Source organism: Peribacillus phoenicis (assembly GCF_047238085.1).
In the GTDB taxonomy this organism is placed as follows: domain Bacteria; phylum Bacillota; class Bacilli; order Bacillales; family DSM-1321; genus Peribacillus.
Genome location: NZ_JBDFMF010000001.1, coordinates 1,756,019 through 1,773,694, shown reverse-complemented (window position 1 = coordinate 1,773,694; position 17,676 = coordinate 1,756,019). Strand labels below are relative to the sequence as shown.

17 protein-coding genes are annotated in these 17,676 nt (G+C 37.7%); all 17 read right to left on the bottom strand.

Features of this window, described 5'->3' with window-relative positions; all coding sequences use genetic code 11:
* Positions 1 to 73: 73 nt before the first annotated feature.
* Positions 74 to 379, bottom strand: coding sequence for a monooxygenase (locus ABC374_RS08605; RefSeq protein WP_413017034.1), 306 nt, complete (start codon positions 377 to 379; stop codon positions 74 to 76).
* A gap of 40 nt (positions 380 to 419) precedes the next feature.
* Entirely contained in the window at positions 420 to 680 is a 261-nt protein-coding gene (locus ABC374_RS08600; RefSeq protein ID WP_413017032.1) for a metal-sensitive transcriptional regulator, read from the bottom strand.
* A gap of 707 nt (positions 681 to 1,387) precedes the next feature.
* Positions 1,388 to 2,701: an MmgE/PrpD family protein gene (locus tag ABC374_RS08595; RefSeq protein WP_413017030.1), complete on the bottom strand. Its 1,314-nt coding sequence runs from the start codon at positions 2,699 to 2,701 to the stop codon at positions 1,388 to 1,390.
* A 1-nt stretch (position 2,702) separates the two neighbouring features.
* Positions 2,703 to 3,623: a glycine betaine ABC transporter substrate-binding protein gene (locus ABC374_RS08590; RefSeq protein ID WP_350302273.1), complete on the bottom strand. Its 921-nt coding sequence runs from the start codon at positions 3,621 to 3,623 to the stop codon at positions 2,703 to 2,705.
* A gap of 22 nt (positions 3,624 to 3,645) precedes the next feature.
* Positions 3,646 to 4,386: an ABC transporter permease gene (locus tag ABC374_RS08585; protein WP_413017028.1), complete on the bottom strand. Its 741-nt coding sequence runs from the start codon at positions 4,384 to 4,386 to the stop codon at positions 3,646 to 3,648.
* A 13-nt stretch (positions 4,387 to 4,399) separates the two neighbouring features.
* On the bottom strand, positions 4,400 to 5,404 hold the full coding sequence (locus ABC374_RS08580; protein WP_350302271.1) for an ABC transporter ATP-binding protein: 1,005 nt from the start codon (positions 5,402 to 5,404) through the stop codon (positions 4,400 to 4,402).
* A 15-nt stretch (positions 5,405 to 5,419) separates the two neighbouring features.
* Positions 5,420 to 6,073: an ABC transporter permease gene (locus ABC374_RS08575; protein WP_133349104.1), complete on the bottom strand. Its 654-nt coding sequence runs from the start codon at positions 6,071 to 6,073 to the stop codon at positions 5,420 to 5,422.
* 133 nt (positions 6,074 to 6,206) lie between these two features.
* Positions 6,207 to 7,568: a (Fe-S)-binding protein gene (locus ABC374_RS08570; RefSeq protein WP_413017026.1), complete on the bottom strand. Its 1,362-nt coding sequence runs from the start codon at positions 7,566 to 7,568 to the stop codon at positions 6,207 to 6,209.
* Positions 7,565 to 8,968 carry an FAD-binding oxidoreductase gene (locus tag ABC374_RS08565; protein ID WP_413017024.1) on the bottom strand — a complete coding sequence of 468 codons (1,404 nt, stop codon included), beginning with the start codon at positions 8,966 to 8,968 and terminating at the stop codon, positions 7,565 to 7,567. Before ABC374_RS08565 ends, ABC374_RS08570 begins: the two co-directional genes overlap by 4 nt.
* 12 nt (positions 8,969 to 8,980) lie before the next feature.
* The gene (locus tag ABC374_RS08560; RefSeq protein WP_350302268.1) at positions 8,981 to 9,859 is read right to left on the bottom strand and encodes a DUF6282 family protein; all 879 of its coding nucleotides are present in this window, start codon (positions 9,857 to 9,859) and stop codon (positions 8,981 to 8,983) included.
* 193 nt (positions 9,860 to 10,052) lie between these two features.
* Entirely contained in the window at positions 10,053 to 11,468 is a 1,416-nt protein-coding gene (locus ABC374_RS08555) for a sigma-54-dependent transcriptional regulator (RefSeq protein ID WP_350302267.1), read from the bottom strand.
* On the bottom strand, positions 11,443 to 13,569 hold the full coding sequence (locus ABC374_RS08550) for an ATP-binding protein (RefSeq protein WP_413017021.1): 2,127 nt from the start codon (positions 13,567 to 13,569) through the stop codon (positions 11,443 to 11,445). Before ABC374_RS08550 ends, ABC374_RS08555 begins: the two co-directional genes overlap by 26 nt.
* 135 nt (positions 13,570 to 13,704) lie before the next feature.
* Positions 13,705 to 15,474 (bottom strand): nitrilase-related carbon-nitrogen hydrolase, encoded by a 1,770-nt coding sequence (locus ABC374_RS08545; protein ID WP_413017019.1) that lies wholly within the window; start codon positions 15,472 to 15,474, stop codon positions 13,705 to 13,707.
* A 77-nt stretch (positions 15,475 to 15,551) separates the two neighbouring features.
* Positions 15,552 to 16,475, bottom strand: coding sequence for an alpha/beta hydrolase (locus ABC374_RS08540; RefSeq protein ID WP_350302264.1), 924 nt, complete (start codon positions 16,473 to 16,475; stop codon positions 15,552 to 15,554).
* A gap of 436 nt (positions 16,476 to 16,911) precedes the next feature.
* Positions 16,912 to 17,145, bottom strand: a complete 234-nt coding sequence (locus ABC374_RS08535; protein ID WP_413017017.1) for a hypothetical protein — start codon at positions 17,143 to 17,145, stop codon at positions 16,912 to 16,914.
* A 15-nt stretch (positions 17,146 to 17,160) separates the two neighbouring features.
* Positions 17,161 to 17,370 (bottom strand): hypothetical protein, encoded by a 210-nt coding sequence (locus tag ABC374_RS08530; RefSeq protein WP_350302263.1) that lies wholly within the window; start codon positions 17,368 to 17,370, stop codon positions 17,161 to 17,163.
* 135 nt (positions 17,371 to 17,505) lie between these two features.
* Complete coding sequence (locus ABC374_RS08525) at positions 17,506 to 17,634, bottom strand: hypothetical protein (RefSeq protein WP_413020445.1); 129 nt, start codon at positions 17,632 to 17,634, stop codon at positions 17,506 to 17,508.
* Between the last annotated feature and the right edge of the window lie 42 nt (positions 17,635 to 17,676).

The following is a 17,676-nucleotide window of genomic DNA, read 5'->3' as shown; positions in this document are numbered from 1 at the left end:
TGGGGTATATATTATGCTAAAAAATTTAGTTCGTCAACCCACTTCACTAAAATTGAATGGAATAGGTTTTTCTTTATTTAATTGGTCCATGATTGATTGAAGTCAAACCTTCATTCACTTCGAATATTTTTCCATTAACCTTCTCTATACCAAATCCTGTTAACCGAGCTGTGTGCATAGTCAAGTACATACTTGCGGATTCCTTCGTTTCAAACAGATAAATGCCACCTGCTTCATTTGCCTCACTGTCTTCGGTCCAAATCTTCCAGATCAAGCCCTCTTCATCATTAATGCCTTTTGCTAAATCAGTAAATTCTTTTACCATTTCGTGACCAAATGGTCCCTCCATTTTAAAATCCACTTGTAAAATATAAGACATGAATAACACTCCTTTTTTTACAGGAAAGGATCTAATTCGTTTACCTACTTTTAATTAGTAAATTAACCGCTTCCTTGACTAGATGATCAGTGCCTTCGCCTTTCACGACATTTTCCCGAACGCATTTCTCAAGATTGGCACTTACGATAACACCCATGGCCCTATCGATGGCATTACGTGCAGCAGACAACTGAGTGACGACTTCCCTGCAATCTTTTCCCTGCTCCATCATGCCAAGAACACCCTTGATTTGTCCTTCAATCCGCTTCAAGCGATGAATGCTGCTTTTATCATACTCCATACTTCGCCTCCCTTCTATTTAAAACAATAGCCCCAAGTTCACTTCCCGTTTGTTAGAAGCAATGATATGAATGTTTTCAATTCAGATTTCTTCATTAAAACGTTTCAATAGGCATAATCAACCTTATCGTGCTTATGATTATAAGCCCATAGCCAAATTAAATCGATTTTACTCGTGAGTTTGCATTTTATTCTTGAATTTGAGTGCTTTTCTCATGAATTTGGGCGTTTTACTCGTGAGTTTGCGTGTTTTACTCGTGAATTTGGGCGTTTTACTCGTGAGTTTAGGCACTTTACTCGTGAATTTGGGCGATTTACTCGTGAGTTTGTGTTTTTTTAACTTGTGAGTTCATATTATACCTATGGGGGTATATTGTCAAGCTAGTTAAACTAACTTATAAAGTTTAGTATCAAGCTTAGAGGAGAATTCTTCAAACTCGTTTTAACCGGGGTGATGAAAAACTTGTCTTGATATAGATGTTTTTGAAAGCTTATGAAATTGCCAATCTAATCTCCCTCTAGAAAATTAATCTCTTGAACCGCATAATGTCTATCCTGCTATTGGATATAAGATGGCATCGTCTACTATTATTAACTAGATTTCATAATGACTATTAATTAGAAGGTTCCTACTGACTCCACCACTTATAGTAAAAAAATAGTAGTGCAAACCTATCCCTTGGTTTGCACTACTATTTTTTATTTACCCTATGCCTCTATGGTAGGTATAAGCTCTCGAATACTTTTCATATGTTCCAGGCTTTGAATGGATTCTAATAAACTCTTCGCAGATTCTTTTCCTAGAATTGGCGTTGTCAGCCAGAAAAACTTCTCTTTTTTTTCTTCAGCGTTTAACGGATAATCATAGTCTCCTCTTGCTTGTATAATATCGGATTGATAAGTGTCACCATCTTGCATTACTATTTTAACCATACTTAATGCCCTTTCAGGAAATGCTTCGTTAAGTTTTTGATCCACTACTACTGTAATCTTGTCCATCATGCTAAGAATAATTGGATCATTCAGATGTTCTAGTACTTGTTTTGGTCCCACTTTACCGTAAGAAAGAAATGCTGCAACAGGAAAAAGTAAATTATACTGTGCTTCCTCTGTAGTTTCTGGATATTCTTTCGATAATGCTGCAGATTCTGTGAATGTATGAATTACTATTTTTTTAATATTTTCGGATATTAGTATATTTCTAATTTGAATTTCCCTAATGGCTTCAATTGCTGGCTGTGCCCACCGACAGCATGCATACGGCTTATAATATAGTTCATTTACGCGATAACTTTTTCCTAAATCGTTTGTAAGTCCTTCTGCTTCTTCTAATGTAAATAGTGATGGAATCCCTGTATAGCCTGCTTTTGCCAAATAAGCTGCACTTACCCCAGCCATACATCCCCAATTGATCCCGTCCTTTAACATAGAAGGATGTTCGATGCAACGCATCATTGGAGAATAAGCACCGAAATATTCTGCATTGCCCAGTGAGTGATCAATTGTTCTACCCTTAAGTCCTAAAATGTACGAAACACCTGCGGCAGCTCCAACTGCTCCCCATGAACCGGTGCAGTGATAGTCTAGCCGGGTCAGGTGTGCAGCAATACCTGCACGGATCCCCACTTCATAGCCTATAAGGAGTGCCGTCAAAAACTCTTCTCCGCTTATATTATTATCTTCTGCAACGGCGAGCACAGCGGGGAAAATGACAGCGCCGGGATGTCCTTTTGTGAGGCGATGTCCATCATCTAAATCGAGGGCATTTGCCATTGTCGCATTAACAAAAGCTGCTCCGGCAGGCGTTAATCTTTCTGGGAACAGGAAAAGCGAACTGTTTCCCATCCCCCACTGCGAAACAGCAAATACTTTTGCAATCTCTGCTGCTTTCGTATTGCGGCCTGCAATGGTACAAGCGATAATGTCTGCTAAAGCTTCTTTGAGTGAAGTTAGTGTGCCACTATCTAAACTCTGAATCGACTCAGATTCAATATAGGTGATGAGCGAATTATTAGCTTTCATCTCAATCTAGCATTCCCTGTTCATCCAGCCATGTTTTAGCCACTTCATTAATATCTTCATGCTTAATATCAACACGATAATTTAAATTCTTCATTGTATCTGAATCTAACTTATCTGAAAGTGTATTAAGAAGATCTCTTAATTCCGGATTTTTCTTTAATACTTCTTGACGAATGACCGGTGCTCCATTATATGCCGGAAAAAACTGACTATCATCTTCTAACACAACAAGTTTAAAACCTTCAATTCGTCCATCTGTAGCAAAACCTACAGCTACATCAACCTGGCCTTCTTTTAAAGAGTTATATAGAAGTCCTGTATCCATTTTGACAACATTTTTAGCTGGTAAAGAGAAATTATATTTTTTCTCTAAACCTTTCATTCCATCTTTTCTCGCATAGAACTCAGAGTTCGATCCAAATTTTAATTTACTAGAATCTTGATTTACAATATCAGCTAGATCCGATATGGATTTGATTCCTAATTCTTTTGCATAATCTTCGCGCATTAAAATAGCATATGTGTTATTAAATTCGGATTTATTTAACCATTCAAGTTTATTCTTTTTGTCGATTTCTTTTACTTTTTCATATGCCTTTTCGGGATCAGTTTCAACTGGTTCCTTTAAATAAACCATAAGTGCTGTACCCGTATACTCCCAGTACACATCGAGCTGACCATTTTCAAGCGCGGAACGTGCCACTGTACTGCCCATACTACTTGCTTCATCGACTTTGTATCCTTTTTCTTTCAAATAAATAGAAGTGATTTGTGTCAAAATGTGCTGTTCAGTAAAATCCTTTCCTCCCACTGTAATTTTCCCTTTATTTTCATTTGAACCGGCATTAGACTCCGAAGAACTGCATGCTGTAAGCATACAGGCAAGAAGTGCGACACAAAATAACATGCTAAACTTTTTCATTTTTACTTCCCCCTTTATTGTCTTAAATAAAATCAGCTTTTCTTTGCAATCCTCTCGGAGTAGTGGCTACTTCAATTTTCCCTAATAAGAAATCAATAGCAATGGCCAAAAAGATAACGGGCATGGCACCTGCGAGCATAATGCCTGGATCGTAAAGTGAGATTCCGGTGAATATAAGGTCACCTAACCCACCTCCTCCAATTAAGAAGGCAAGTGCGGCTGATCCCACATTAATAACGGTTGCGGTACGAATGCCTGCAAGAATTGCATATGAAGCATTCGGGAGTTCAAGTTTGAAAAGAATGAGTTTTTGCGTCATACCCATTCCTGTTCCAGCATCAATTATCGATGGAGGAACCGATTGAATTCCAGCAATCGTATTCCGTAAAATTGGAAGAAGTGAGCTGAACCACAGCGCAAATACCGCGGTTTGCCAGCCTAAACCTAAATAACTCATGACAAGCGCTAAAATGGCTATACTTGGCACTGTTTGTCCGATATTCGCAAAATTAACTACAATAAATTCAAATTTTTTAAACTGTGGTCTCGTAATAAAAATTCCAAGCGGCACGGCCACAAGAATGGCTGCCATGGATGAAAGCGCCACCAATTTCAAATGCTGTCCGGCCAAATGAAGAAGTTCACCAGAGTTATCTTTTATATATTGAAATGCACCTGATTGGAGAGCATAAGCTAGCAGTGCAACAATAATCAACACTAACAAAGCACGAATCAATATTTCTATCTTGTTTATTTCCTTCATTAAGACACCCACCTTATTGAATTATTGACTTTAATTTCGAAGGGTGAACACCTGTCAAAACTTCAAAGTCACCAATACCTAATACTCCGCTTGGCTGTCCTTTATGATCCAAAATCACAGCTTCCCCTTTTGGTGATGATAATAATAGAGACAGTGCTGTTCGAAGATCTGCATCAATATTAACCACATATTCGCTAGATTCAATTTTCATATTCATTTTTCGATTTACCTTTTTCGCTTTATTTAATAGATCCCTGACCGTTAATAGTTGTAAACGTTTAATTTCACGATCACTTCCAATAAAGTTGTTAACAAAATCATTTTTTGGATTAGACAAAATCTCATCCGGTGTTCCATACTGCATGATTTGGCCATCGTTAAATATAGCAATTTTATCCCCAAGACACAAAGCCTCATCGATATCGTGACTGATAAATAAGATCGTTTTCTTTACATCTTTTTGAATTCGTAAAAATTCATTTTGCAACCGATCGCGAATAATCGGATCTAGTGCCCCAAATGGTTCATCCATCAACATAACTGGCGGGTCTGCCGCCAGCGCCCTTGCCACTCCAATACGCTGTTGCTGTCCGCCTGATAATTCCCAAGGATAACGCTTTCGGTATTCCTCATGGTTTAACCCCATCATCTCCATTAATTCTTTGTATCGTTTTTTCATTTCCCCTTCGTTCCAATCCAGCATCTTTGGTACAACATTAATGTTTTGTTCAATTGTCATATTCGGAAACAAACCATTTTGTTGAATTACATAACCGATTGAACGTCTTAATTCGATTGGATCCAATGAGTAAATATCTTTTCCTCCGACTTCAATAGTCCCCTCTGTGATAGAAACCAAACGATTAACCATTCGTAAAAGAGTTGTTTTCCCACAACCTGAGGGACCAAGAAATACACAAATTTCTCCTTTTTCAATTGTCATATTTACATTATCTACTGCCTTCACCGATTTTCCAGAGCTTTTGTATACCTTCGACACATTTTTAAATGTAATCATAAGTCATCCCCTTTCTTATCCTATATGAGCTTTTTTGGGCGAAACCCGTTTTTGTACCTGACCTAGTAAATAATCAGCAGCGATAGCTAATATTGAAACGGCAATGGCTCCAGCTTGAACCATCTCTGTGTAACTTGTGGATATTCCTCTTGCGATATATACCCCAAGTCCACCCGCACCGATATAGGCAGCAATTGCCCCAATTCCAATCGTTAATACAACGGCCATTCTAATTCCTGCCATAATTACTGGAAGGGCAATTGGGATTTCAACTTTTAAAAGACGTTGCCATGCCGTCATTCCCATTCCTATTGCAGCGTCGCGCATATTGGGATCTACATTTTTAACAGCGATGAATGTATTACGGATGATTGGAAGCTGCGAGTACAAGACCAATGCGATAAACGCTGGTAAAAACCCAATCCCTTGATTAATGATAGATAAAATCGGAATCATGATACCGAACAGTGCAATACTTGGTATCGTCATAATAATGCCTGCTACTGCCAGTACAAGATTTGATAACTTTTCATGCTGTGTAATATAAACTCCAAATGGAACACCGAGTAATATGGCTACACCAACTGCTAATCCAACTAATTGGATGTGCTCCCATGTCATTGCTAAAAGCTCTCCCCAGTTCGACCCGATAAAGTCCAATAAATCCACTTTTTACCCTCCTTTAATTTAAATGATTCGATTATGACTTGATAGTCTTGCATAATTCAGGTCACTTTTTTATTTAGTTGTAAAAATAAATTGCTTCTTAATATGGTCTAATGTCACTTATAAAAACGTGTTCCTACTTAATTAAACAAGCTTCTGCCAATATTTCCACAATGTGTTTAGCATCCACATCATCTCCTGTACCGCTTCTCTCTACACCTAGTTTCATTTGGAGCAGGCACCCCGGATTTGTTGTTACAATTGTTTTTGCATTTGTTTTTCCCGCCTTATACATCTTTTCGTCTAATATTTTCATCGATTCATCAAAATTCATTAAATTATAAATACCGCCGGATGCACAGCAGCGGTCACTTCCCTCCATCTCCATAAAACTTGCCCCTGGTATGGATTTAAGAAGCTCCCTAGGTTCTTGAAATACTCCCTGGACATTTCTCAAATGACAAGAATCTTGATAAGTTATAATACCATTCCATTCTTTTTTAAACGGGAGTGGACCAAACTTCACCAGAATTTCGGTAATATCTTTTGATTTCCCTACAAATGCTTCACTGCGCTTTTTCCATTCCGGTTCTTCGCCAAAAAGGTGATTATACTCACTAAGCATCGCTCCGCAGCCTCCAGCGTTATTGACATAATAATCGGCACCGGATGCTTCAAATGCTTCTATATTTGCTTTTGCGAGTTTTACAGCACCATCCTTCATTCCTTGATGGGAATGAAGTGCACCGCAACATTTTTGATTTTTCGGAATAATCACTTCACAGCCAATTACTTGAAGCAGTTCAATTGTTAGCCTATTAATCTTTGACATGATAGCGTCCATGATGCATCCCGGGAAAAAGGCAATTACTGCTTTTGTCTCGCCTAATGCTGGAAATTTTTGTCCGTATTTATATCGTTTGATTGGTGCTTCGAGCTCCGGCAGGATCTTTTCAAACTGTCCCATGGGCTCTGACACTTTGTTAATCATTTTTGTTTTTTGCACCACTTTATTTATTTTTGTTTTTTGATATAGCCACGTTAGATTGCCTAATGTACGAAGACGATTGCGATGCGGAAATAAACTGGTCAGCGTAAAATCGACCACTTTTGTTTGAATCTTAGGTTTATTTTTTTGCTTTTTATGATGTTCATGCTTTTGATGTTCTGTAATGACTTCTTTAGCTGCCTCATAAATTTGTCCGTATGGTACATTTACGGGGCACGCTACTTCACAGGCTCTGCAACCAAGACAAAGGTCAATTGGCTCAACTAGATCTTTTTGAAGATCGATTTTTCCCTCTGCAGCCATTTTAACCAGGTTAATTCGTCCGCGAGGCGATTGTGATTCTTTCCCCATAGATTCATATGTTGGACAAGCAGGAAGACAATATCCGCATTGCACACATTGATTGGTTGCTTCATACGAAAGATCACGCAATTTTTGAGTGAACTTATCTGTAATTGCTAATTCCTTTTCGTGAGGTGCTTTATTCATGTTAATTCCACCTTTAGTTTTCCAGGCTGTGGAAATATTTTTCCTGGGTTTAATATAGAATTTGGATCCCATGCATCTTTAATTTTTTTCATCATTAGCAATCCATCTGATCCAAGCTCCAATTCCATATAAGGAGATTTTAATATCCCAATCCCATGTTCCCCTGAAAGCGTACCGCCAAGTTCGATGGCAGCTTCAAAAATTTCACTGACTGCATCTTCGACACGTTTCATTTCTTCGATATTTCTCTTGTCTGTAATAATATTGGGATGGAGGTTACCGTCCCCCGCGTGACCAAAAACAACTAGGTTCAACTGATATTTCTCACGAATTTGATAAAGCTTTTCAATCATCTCGGGGATTTGACTTCTTGGTACTGTCGCATCTTCAGAAATTTTGGTTGGTCCCATTTGTGTAATAGCTGGAGAAACCATTTTACGCGCTTTCCAAATCTCATCACGCTCAGCATCTGTTTTCGCCACTTTGACACTAGTCGCCCCTTGTAAAAGACAGATATCTTCACATTTTTTTATTTCTTCATCGATTGCCGCTGGATGCCCATCCACTTCAATAATGACGATGGCTTCCGCCTCAATGGGCAAACCTGCTGGTGAGTAATTTTCAACCGCACGAATACATGCATTATCCATTAATTCCATCGCACTTGGTAATATTCCATTTGATAATATTTTTGTTATCGCATGCCCCGAATCAGCAATTCGTACAAATGAAGCTAAAAGTGTTTTTCTTGCAAGCGGCTTTGGTATCAGACGCAAAATGGCTTCTGTTACAATTCCCAGTGTGCCTTCCGATCCAACTATGAGCCTTGTTAAATCGTAGCCAGTCACATTTTTAACCGTTCGACCTCCTGTGCGAATAATTTCTCCAGTTGGTGTAACAACTTCTAAACCAATTACATATTCCTTCGTAGTACCATATTTCAAGCCTTTTGGACCACTTGAATTTTCCAACAAATTCCCTCCAATTGTTGAAACATGGGAACTGCTTGGGTCCGGTGGATAAAATAAGCCTACCTCTTCTGCCTTTTGTTGTATGTCACTTGTAATTACACTTGGTGAGGAGATTGCCAGTAAATTTTCACGGTCAATCACAAGTTTTTTTTCAAATTGTGACATATCTAGAATCATGCCCCCTTCAACAGCAAGGGAACCCCCGCTTAAGGAGGTAGCCGCTCCTCTAGGATAAACAGGAATTTTAAATTCGTTTGCAAGCTTGACCAAGTCAGCAACTTCTACTTTATTTTTTGGTTGAATAACGATTTCCGGCAAGTATTCGCCGAATGATGCATCAAAGCTATAAGAATAAAGCTCTGCTAAATCTGTCAGTACCCTTTCTTTTGGAACGATGGTATATATAAGCCTTAATAGCTGCTCTTTCATCACTTGTCATCCTCACTTTTCAATATCTAAAAGCTGCTTTGGATTATGAATGATCATCCTTTCAATCTCGGTTTCTGTTATACCTTCTTCGATCATTGCACTGACAAAGCGACTTAATGCTTCTATTGGCGGAATATTGTGTTCTTGGCCATAATCTGTTACAAGCACACATGACGCTGGACCAATTTCCCGTATTGACTTAGCCATTTGTGTTATCGTTAAATCTTGAAAATCCTCACCGCAGGCTAAATAGCATTTCTCGATTATAGCGCCTTTTTTGGCAAACTCTTTTTGCTTTTCTATTGATACTGGGGCAATGCCTAGATCTGCATGCTGAATTAAGATCTTGTCGATATGATGTTCATTGGCTGCGTCAATTAACACAGAGACTTCTTCTTCCGATAGATGACCTGTTGCAAGGGTGATATTTGCTTCACTGATAAGTTCCAGAATTTCAATGACTTCTGGTTTTATCTGTCTATTCTCATCCAAAATAGTTAAACCTTCTTCAATGGGCAGGCTTCGTTCACTATTGAAAAAGCGGGTCTTTTTTTTTGCAAAATTACAACAATGCTGATTTGCTGAAATAGTCGGCATCCAAATTATTTTGGCACCTTGCCTTATTGCTGCATCAACCGCTTTGGGTGATAAGCCACCTGTAAATTCATTTAAAACAAGTCCACCGTAAACATGAAGTTCTGGCTCTTTTAAACGGATTAATGTCGTGCGGTCCACAGTTGATGCCTCATGTGCTTTTAATACGGCACCTGCCATTTTAGCTTTTTTTAAGTCTTCTATAAATTCCCAATCATTCTGCTTTCTTGGGAAAATACTAGGATACGTATGGCAATGTAACTCTATTGCACCTTCTAATAACGGATGAAAATCCATCTATGCCACTCCTTTTTAAAAGTTAATTCTTTAATAAATTAATGCAAGTAACATGCCAACTATATATGGGCTTTTTTTCAATTTCTACATATCTTTTTGATATATTTTGTAAAAAAATTTTTCGCTTTGAAAAAATACTTTTACAAACTTTGAGGATTGCCAAAAACATCAGAAAAACGAAAAAAAAGAAGAATTAAAATAATTCTTCCTTTTTTTGCTTAATTTCTTCAGATGACTTATTCATTTGTTCATGATACTTATTTATCTTGTAAAATAGCCGCTGTCTTGAAATTCCCAGCTCTCTGGCTGCTGCGGAAATTTGCCCATCGTTCTCTTCAACCGCAGACAATATAAATTGCCGTTCAATGTCTTCCATTTGTTCTGGAAGCGTTCTCTTTTTATTAAAAGAAACGATTGAAGGAAACTCTGCATTCATTTCACTAGATCCCCTAATTTCAGAAGGGAAATCTTGTAACGACAAGTCTTCCTCCTTACATAAAACTGCTGCTCGCTCAACGGCATTTTGAAGCTCCCGAACATTTCCTGGCCATTCATATGCTTTCAATATATTCATAAGCTGAGGTGACACTCGAAAATTTTTCTTCATTTTTTTACGGTGCTTCTCCAAAAATTCCCCAACCAGAAGGGGAACATCTTCTTTTCTTTCTCTAAGTGCCGGAATATGCATATCTATAATATTCAAGCGATAATACAAATCTTCACGGAAATTCCCCTCTTGTACCATTTGTTTCAAATTACGATTTGTTGCAGAAATAATTCGAACGTCTACTTGTTTTAATTGATTGCTACCAAGACGCATGAAGGATTTCTCCTGCACGACTTGAAGAAGCTTAGCTTGAAGCGTAAGTGGCACTTCGCCAATTTCATCCAAGAAGATAGTACCATTTTGTGCTGCTTCAAATTTCCCTGCACGACTTGCTGTGGCACCGGTAAATGCACCCTTTTCATAACCGAAAATCTCGCTTTCCAGCAAATTTTCAGGGATAGCAGCGCAGTTTACAGCAATGAATTGACCGTTATTGCGATCACTTAAGGAATGAATCATCTTGGCGATCATACTTTTACCTGTTCCGCTTTCCCCATGAAGAAGAACCGTTGCATCAGTGGCGGAGACACGTTCAATTAATTCGTAAATCTGCTTCATTTGCTTGCTTATACTAATAAAGCCCTCTATAGATTCAAGTTTGTTTAACTGACTTTTCAGTTGGATATTCTCTTGTTTTACTTCAAGTAGTGTATAAGCTCTGTTAATAACAAGTTCTATTTCCTCTAGTTTCGCTGGTTTTTCTAAATAATCAAATGCACCTGCCCTTATAGCGGATACAGCGCTTTCTATATCGCCATAAGCCGTCATGATGACAAATACCTTTTGAGGATAGAGTGCCATGAATTCCTCTAAAAGTTCCAAACCATTTGCATCTGGAAGATTTAAATCGAGGAAAACAAGGTTGGGGCCGTCTTCTTTCATTCTTCTTCGTGCTTCTTGTCCATTGGCAGCAAGAATTACTTCATATCCCTTCTTGCGAAATGACAATGATAGAACACGCAAAAGTCTAATTTCATCATCCACAAACAGAATGCTCTTCATATTCATTCTCCTCATGTTTTAGTATTTCAATATGTATTGTGGTTCCTTGAGAGAATACGCTTTCCGCCCATATCTTCCCACCATGTTGAACTATAATTTCGTGAGCAATAGATAAACCTAAACCTGTTCCCTCTGGTTTCGTGGAATAAAACGGATTGAAGACCCAGTTTAATTTTTCTTTCCTAATGCCTTCTCCGGTATCCGAAATGGAAAGCTGCCAATATGCCCCTTTCTCTTTAAGCGCAACATGAATATTACCCTCATCTTTTATCGCTTGAATACTGTTCAAAAATATATTTAAAAGCAATTGTGTCAATTTATGCCGGTCCCCCAAAACGGGAGCTTTACTAAAATTGTATTCGGTTGTGACCATAAGGTTTGCATCATTAAATTTTCTTCTTAATAAATTAAGCAATTCATCAGTAATCATAACCAAATCTGTCAGAACATGATTGTTATATTCATCATCTTTCGTTAGCTTCAGAAAATCAGTTAACAGTTTGTTCATGCGATCAGAGGCTGTTAAAATATCTCCTGTCAATTCATCAATCACTTCTTTTTCTTTAAATTCATCTTCTATTTGTAGGCGAATTGTTTCTGCAGCAACCTGAATAATACTTAAAGGATTTTTTATTTCATGGGCAATCCCAGCAGTGAGCTCACCAAGGGATGCTAGCCGTTCACTTTGTTTTAAGTATTCTTCAAGCTTCTTCACTTCACTTACATCACGAATGACAAGAATGGCGCCGATGTACTCATCTTGTTCTCCTTTAAGAAGAGATGCATAAATACGGACATCATGATACCCCTTTTCTTTATCAATAATATAGCTTTCTACTTCTTCAAAAGACTTCCCTGCATTAAACGTTTTTAAAAGAACGAACTCTTGTATATCATGTATTATCGGCAAATTAAAAATAAGCTGATTTAATACTTCTTCCCGGCTATAAAGCATTAAATCTTCTGCTCCTTTATTGAAGGTCATAATCCTACCATCCTTGTCCGTAGTAATAACACAATATGGAATGGACTCCAGGATATAAAACATACTTCTTTCTTTTTCCCTCAATTCCGTTGCCATCTCTGATAATACAATCGATAATTCCTCAATTTCATCATTTGTTTTCACTTTAACGAATTCTTTACGCTTACCTACTTTATATTCTTGTACATGCTTGATGAGCTTCGTGACAGGAAGAATCACTCTTGATGCACTGAACATAGCAAGTCCTATTGCGATAATGAAAACGATGGAAAAACCTTGTAAAAGTAAACTTTGGACCACTCGTGCAGGCTTTAGCGCTTGTTTAATCGGTTCTCCCACAATCAAACTAATATCTCCCAAGAGAATGGGCCGATACGCAATGGCCATTTCTTTGTTGAAAATCTCGCCATTCCAAATATCTATATCTTCTTTTTGAAGATGAATCCCAACTTCATGATTTTTAATGGATTTGCCAATATAACTTTGGTCGGTATGTGCAATAATTGTTCCATTGCGGTCAATTATTGCATTCACACCCTCTTCCCCGATTGCAAATTTTTGAAGGTGTTCTGATAAAATGTTTAAATTTAAATAAGCGACTACACTCCCCTTAAATTCTCCCTTTTCATTAATGGATGGATATGCAATCGCAATGGTCTTGCGGCCGTCAGGCAGTTCCATCATATTTGAAATATAGCTTGTCTGACTCCAGCTGAGCCTTTTTAAAATAGTACCATTTTCAATAAAATCAGAAAATGGTACATTCGGAATACGTTGGTTCAACTGATTCTCTTTATATACTTCTATGAACAGATAAAGTGGATCCTGTGCCAAAATCGTCTCTATTTCTACATGAAAAGCATTCTCTGCTTTGTTATCAATATTTGTAACAATGGGCGATACCTGTCTCATATCGGAAATTGAATTTTTGAAGATATTCTCTGTTTGGTTGCCAAGGGTTTTGGCTATAAGTTCATCTCGATATTCCATTTGTGACCGTACAGATCCATTCATTACATGTATGGCAATCAAATAAAGAGAGGACAGTACAAACAAAATGACAACTAAAACAATAGTTACATAACGCTTCATTAGCCTTGATTGAAATACTTTCATTTACAAAACCTCGATATGTGAGAAATGAAAAAAGCACTTTATACATTGTTATTAAATTACTTTTTATTTGTGCTTCTTAACACCCTCACTTTTAATTGTTACCTATTATTAAAGTATACTAACGATTCAAAGCGCTTACATTTGTAACTTCTTTACCAGTTCCCGATAAAAAATCGGCCTTCTTGATAGTAATAGCTTATGCTGATCAAACCACCAATTTTGTCCCATTTTAGAATTAGCCACTATCAATACCTCTTCACTGTGAGAAGAGGCAACTACGGGAATGTCACTTCCATAAATCGGATCAGGTGTATAAACGGCACTCCCACCTTTACAATCAATATCTGAACCTATAAAATTCGCAATGAGTGTTTTTGTTTGCGAAAATCTTGCCGTGGCGTCCCATGTCGTCATCGAATTTATCGGAAACTTATTTTCCATCATTTTTTCAGGAAGCGCCAGTGTTGCACCAAATTCACCATGCCAGCATGAGGGGATGGCAATAAAATCGGCACGTTTTACGGCAATAATGCCCGCTACCTCAGGATATGCAGCATCACTACCGACTATAAGGCCCACACGCCCTATATCCGTTACATTTGCTACTACCATTTCCCAACCGGCAGAGGCCCAGCGTTCGTCCGATTCTGACAAATGAATTTTACGGGCTTTGGTAACCCTATCGTCCTCTGGCGTCAGAAGAACCACTGTATTATAAAGGAGATTCTTTTCTTCCTCTATCATACCAAAAATGATATTAATTTGATATTCAGTTGAAAGCATTCTCATTTCTCTTATGGTTTCTCCATATATGGGTTCAGCAAGTTTGCGGATTTCCTCAGGGCTAAGTGAATTAACGGGACCTGTTAAGGAAAGTTCCGGGCAAATAACTAGTGATAACAAGCTTTTTTGTTTTTTAGCCTTGAAGCTAGCATCCGCCAGGAGGTTTTTTATTTTCTTAAGATTTTCTTTTTTTTCTCCTATTACCGGTTCATACTGCAATAAAGCAGTAGAAGTCTTTTTTTCATAAGTCCCGGTATCCATTTGCTTTGATGGTGATTTTTTATACTCCCAAGGTCCGACGTGCAACATTAAATCAGAATATAGGTCTGGCTTTCGTTTTTCTATTCTTTTTTTTGCGGGATTTTCATATAAAGCAGGGTCAATATCCGCATATAAAATGACTGTCTCATCTCTCGTGTGACTTTTTTCTACGTATGGGGTTTCAGCAAGTTTCCTACCTAAAGGTGACCAAATGGCACTTGCACCGATCATATGGTAATCGGTTTCTGTATTGGAACGATTCGCACCAATGACGTACAGACCGTTCATTTCAGCCCATGCCTGCAGCATCGAAAGCGATCCACCTGTTGAATTCGTCGGAAAGCAAAGAATATCCGCTCCCTTCACAGCAACGATCCGGGCCGATTCAAAATAGCTTGAATCCATACAAATAATGACTGCAATCCTCCCAATAGACGTCTCGTATACCGGAATGCCCATGTCCCCCCAATGTGCCCAGCTATCTTCTGTTGCCCATTGATGCACTTTCCTGTATTTTCCGATATATCCCATAGGACCAACAAGCGCAGCCGAATTATAGCAAAGTCCGTCTTCTTCATCTACCTCCGCCATCCCTATGATAATATGTGTATCGTAAAAGTTTGCGATTTCTTCAAAACGTTTAGTGGTTTTCCCCGGGATCGTATCTGCAAATGGAAGTATAGACTGACGATTCTCGTAATGATAGCCTGTTGTAGCCATTTCCGGTGTGACAATTAATTTAGCTCCATTCTTCGCTGCTTCTGTTACCGCCTCAAGCAAATGATCAATATTGTTGTCCAATTGATTTAATAGTGGATTAAACTCAATAATGGCTGCTTTGAAAGGATGCTTATTATCCATAAAGTTGCTCCTTTTGATTCAAAATATGAAAAGACAGATGACAAAATAATTTGCCACCTGTCACGCGATTATCTATTTTACCCTTGCATTTGGATGACTTTAATATTTTCTTCCTTTTTTATTAGAATTTCACCAAAGAAAGCTTTAAGCGTTTCAATTAAATCTTGGAAAACTTCATGCTCATGATACATGAAATCATTATGCTTACCATTTATTATATAAAGTTTTTTCGGTTCATTTGCTGCTTCGTACAGTTCATTTGCCTCATCAAGCGGATGTAATAAGTTTTCTTTTCCATGGGCAATGAAAAGCGGCACCGTTACATTTTTCACTTCTAATTCTGCGTTCATGCTAATTATTGAGTCTGTAAACTGCAATACTGTCTGCTTACCAAATGGGGACAGAACGGCCAGTTCCTTTTCAACATAATCCGCTGTGGCCGGATCAAGCGGATAATGAATAAACGTACTTGCAAGTTGGGACTTCCCAGTTAATACCCGTTGTTCTCGATCTTTTTCAACCGTTTTCAAGATTTCATTCCATTCAACGTAGGAATGAATAGAGCGTAACCATCTTTGACCATTATAAAAACCATTTAGTGCTGAAACTGCCTTAACCCGTTTGTCTCTTGCGGCCACACGGACCACATTCGAACCGCCCATACCCCAACCTATTAATCCTATTCTATCTGAATCTACTTCTTCCTGGAGGGAGAGGAATGTTATCGCATTTTGAATATCTTCTACCTGCTCATCCAAAATAACGCGACCTTCTTCACCTTCACTTTTTGCGAAGCTCCGATAATCAAATCCAAAGCAGACATAACCTGCCGCTGTTAAATTTTTCGCAAATAACTTTGGATAAAATTCATTAAACCCTTGATATCCAGAATTCGGAATAATAGCCGGTCTTTTTTCTCCTTTTTTATAATCGTCTGGAAGATACACTGTGCCATCTAATTTGTAACCTTCACTATAAAATTGAATTTGACGCTCTATCATTTCCCTACCTCCAATAATGTTTTAATAGCTTTCATTATTAGTTATTGCAAGCAGCGTGCCAGTTTAATATTTAACCATTAGAATTAGAAAAATGGAGAAAATAAAAGGGAAATCTCAAAATTGTCATAGTAAGGATCTATTAAAACAGAAAATGTGTTAAATTTTTTTTACATGGAAAGTTATTTTTATGACAAATAGAGTTATGAGCTGTCTATTGAATCTAACATGCATACAAATACTCTTATTAGCTTCAATTGCTTATTAAATTTAACATCAACAACCATCTTAGTTTTTTCATATTTATAAGCAAGTTATAACAATTAAAAATAAAAAGCCACCATATACGGCAGCTTTCACTTATTACTTCAATTATTCGATTATTTCAGCACCATAAGAGCTGTCGATTATACAGCGCCATATACCCGTGGAATCCTTTTTAAATACATATGTCGCGGTTCTTTCCATAGAGAATTCCAACATCAGATTCTATTGCTAATTGCTCCCCTGTTAATTCAAGAGAAACAGATTTACTGAACGTATCATCTTCAAAGAGATTAATTTCCTCTTTAGCATTTATCTCAGCATACTCATATTTTTTAGATCCTGTCACGGTATAAATGCCTGGGGGCAAGCTTTGTATCGTTGTTTTAAGATTTCCTTCCTTTGTCATAGGTAATTAATTGTTCTAGATTTTTTTAGTAAGTTTCATTTCCTTGTTAACTTTTACTAGTTTTTCAAGCGTATCTATATCCCCTTGATTTACCGCAACTTCAAATTGATTTACTATTTCCTCACCACTTGGCCGAGTAAAATACATATAGAATGTTGCCACAATCCCTATTAAAAATAATCCTAATAGAATTAATATTAATGGCTTCAATTGTTTTGAATCCATATCTCCCTTAGGTGTTCTTCTACCCTCTGAATGTAAAGCGTCTTCAACAGCTCATGATTAATCTCAAAGCTAATCATTTGCTCTCCCCCTATCTATTTTGATTACAACCGAAACTTCCAAACAAAAAGGCCTTCTTCACCAAAATTCCGGGCCGACTTTTTCTAAAAAATATCGCACCCTGCCCAGTACTGGATAATTCCGTAGTATGGCGTGATGATTCTGATTTCGGTCAATATTATTATATAGATTAGAACCGATTTCCATATTCCCCCTCCTAGTTATGACTATTGAGGTTATTACCCTGAA

Bases quoted from the DNA above. Each gene is read 5' to 3' on its own strand.
- ABC374_RS08605 (WP_413017034.1), bottom strand. From the start codon at position 379: ATGTCTTATATTTTACAAGTGGATTTTAAAATGGAGGGACCATTTGGT.
- ABC374_RS08600 (WP_413017032.1), bottom strand. From the start codon at position 680: ATGGAGTATGATAAAAGCAGCATTCATCGCTTGAAGCGGATTGAAGGA.
- ABC374_RS08595 (WP_413017030.1), bottom strand. From the start codon at position 2,701: ATGAAAGCTAATAATTCGCTCATCACCTATATTGAATCTGAGTCGATT.
- ABC374_RS08590 (WP_350302273.1), bottom strand. From the start codon at position 3,623: ATGAAAAAGTTTAGCATGTTATTTTGTGTCGCACTTCTTGCCTGTATG.
- ABC374_RS08585 (WP_413017028.1), bottom strand. From the start codon at position 4,386: ATGAAGGAAATAAACAAGATAGAAATATTGATTCGTGCTTTGTTAGTG.
- ABC374_RS08580 (WP_350302271.1), bottom strand. From the start codon at position 5,404: ATGATTACATTTAAAAATGTGTCGAAGGTATACAAAAGCTCTGGAAAA.
- ABC374_RS08570 (WP_413017026.1), bottom strand. From the start codon at position 7,568: ATGAATAAAGCACCTCACGAAAAGGAATTAGCAATTACAGATAAGTTC.
- ABC374_RS08565 (WP_413017024.1), bottom strand. From the start codon at position 8,968: ATGAAAGAGCAGCTATTAAGGCTTATATATACCATCGTTCCAAAAGAA.
- ABC374_RS08560 (WP_350302268.1), bottom strand. From the start codon at position 9,859: ATGGATTTTCATCCGTTATTAGAAGGTGCAATAGAGTTACATTGCCAT.
- ABC374_RS08555 (WP_350302267.1), bottom strand. From the start codon at position 11,468: ATGAAGAGCATTCTGTTTGTGGATGATGAAATTAGACTTTTGCGTGTT.
- ABC374_RS08550 (WP_413017021.1), bottom strand. From the start codon at position 13,569: ATGAAAGTATTTCAATCAAGGCTAATGAAGCGTTATGTAACTATTGTT.
- ABC374_RS08545 (WP_413017019.1), bottom strand. From the start codon at position 15,474: ATGGATAATAAGCATCCTTTCAAAGCAGCCATTATTGAGTTTAATCCA.
- ABC374_RS08540 (WP_350302264.1), bottom strand. From the start codon at position 16,475: ATGATAGAGCGTCAAATTCAATTTTATAGTGAAGGTTACAAATTAGAT.
- ABC374_RS08535 (WP_413017017.1), bottom strand. From the start codon at position 17,145: ATGACAAAGGAAGGAAATCTTAAAACAACGATACAAAGCTTGCCCCCA.
- ABC374_RS08530 (WP_350302263.1), bottom strand. From the start codon at position 17,370: ATGGATTCAAAACAATTGAAGCCATTAATATTAATTCTATTAGGATTA.
- ABC374_RS08525 (WP_413020445.1), bottom strand. From the start codon at position 17,634: ATGGAAATCGGTTCTAATCTATATAATAATATTGACCGAAATCAGAAT.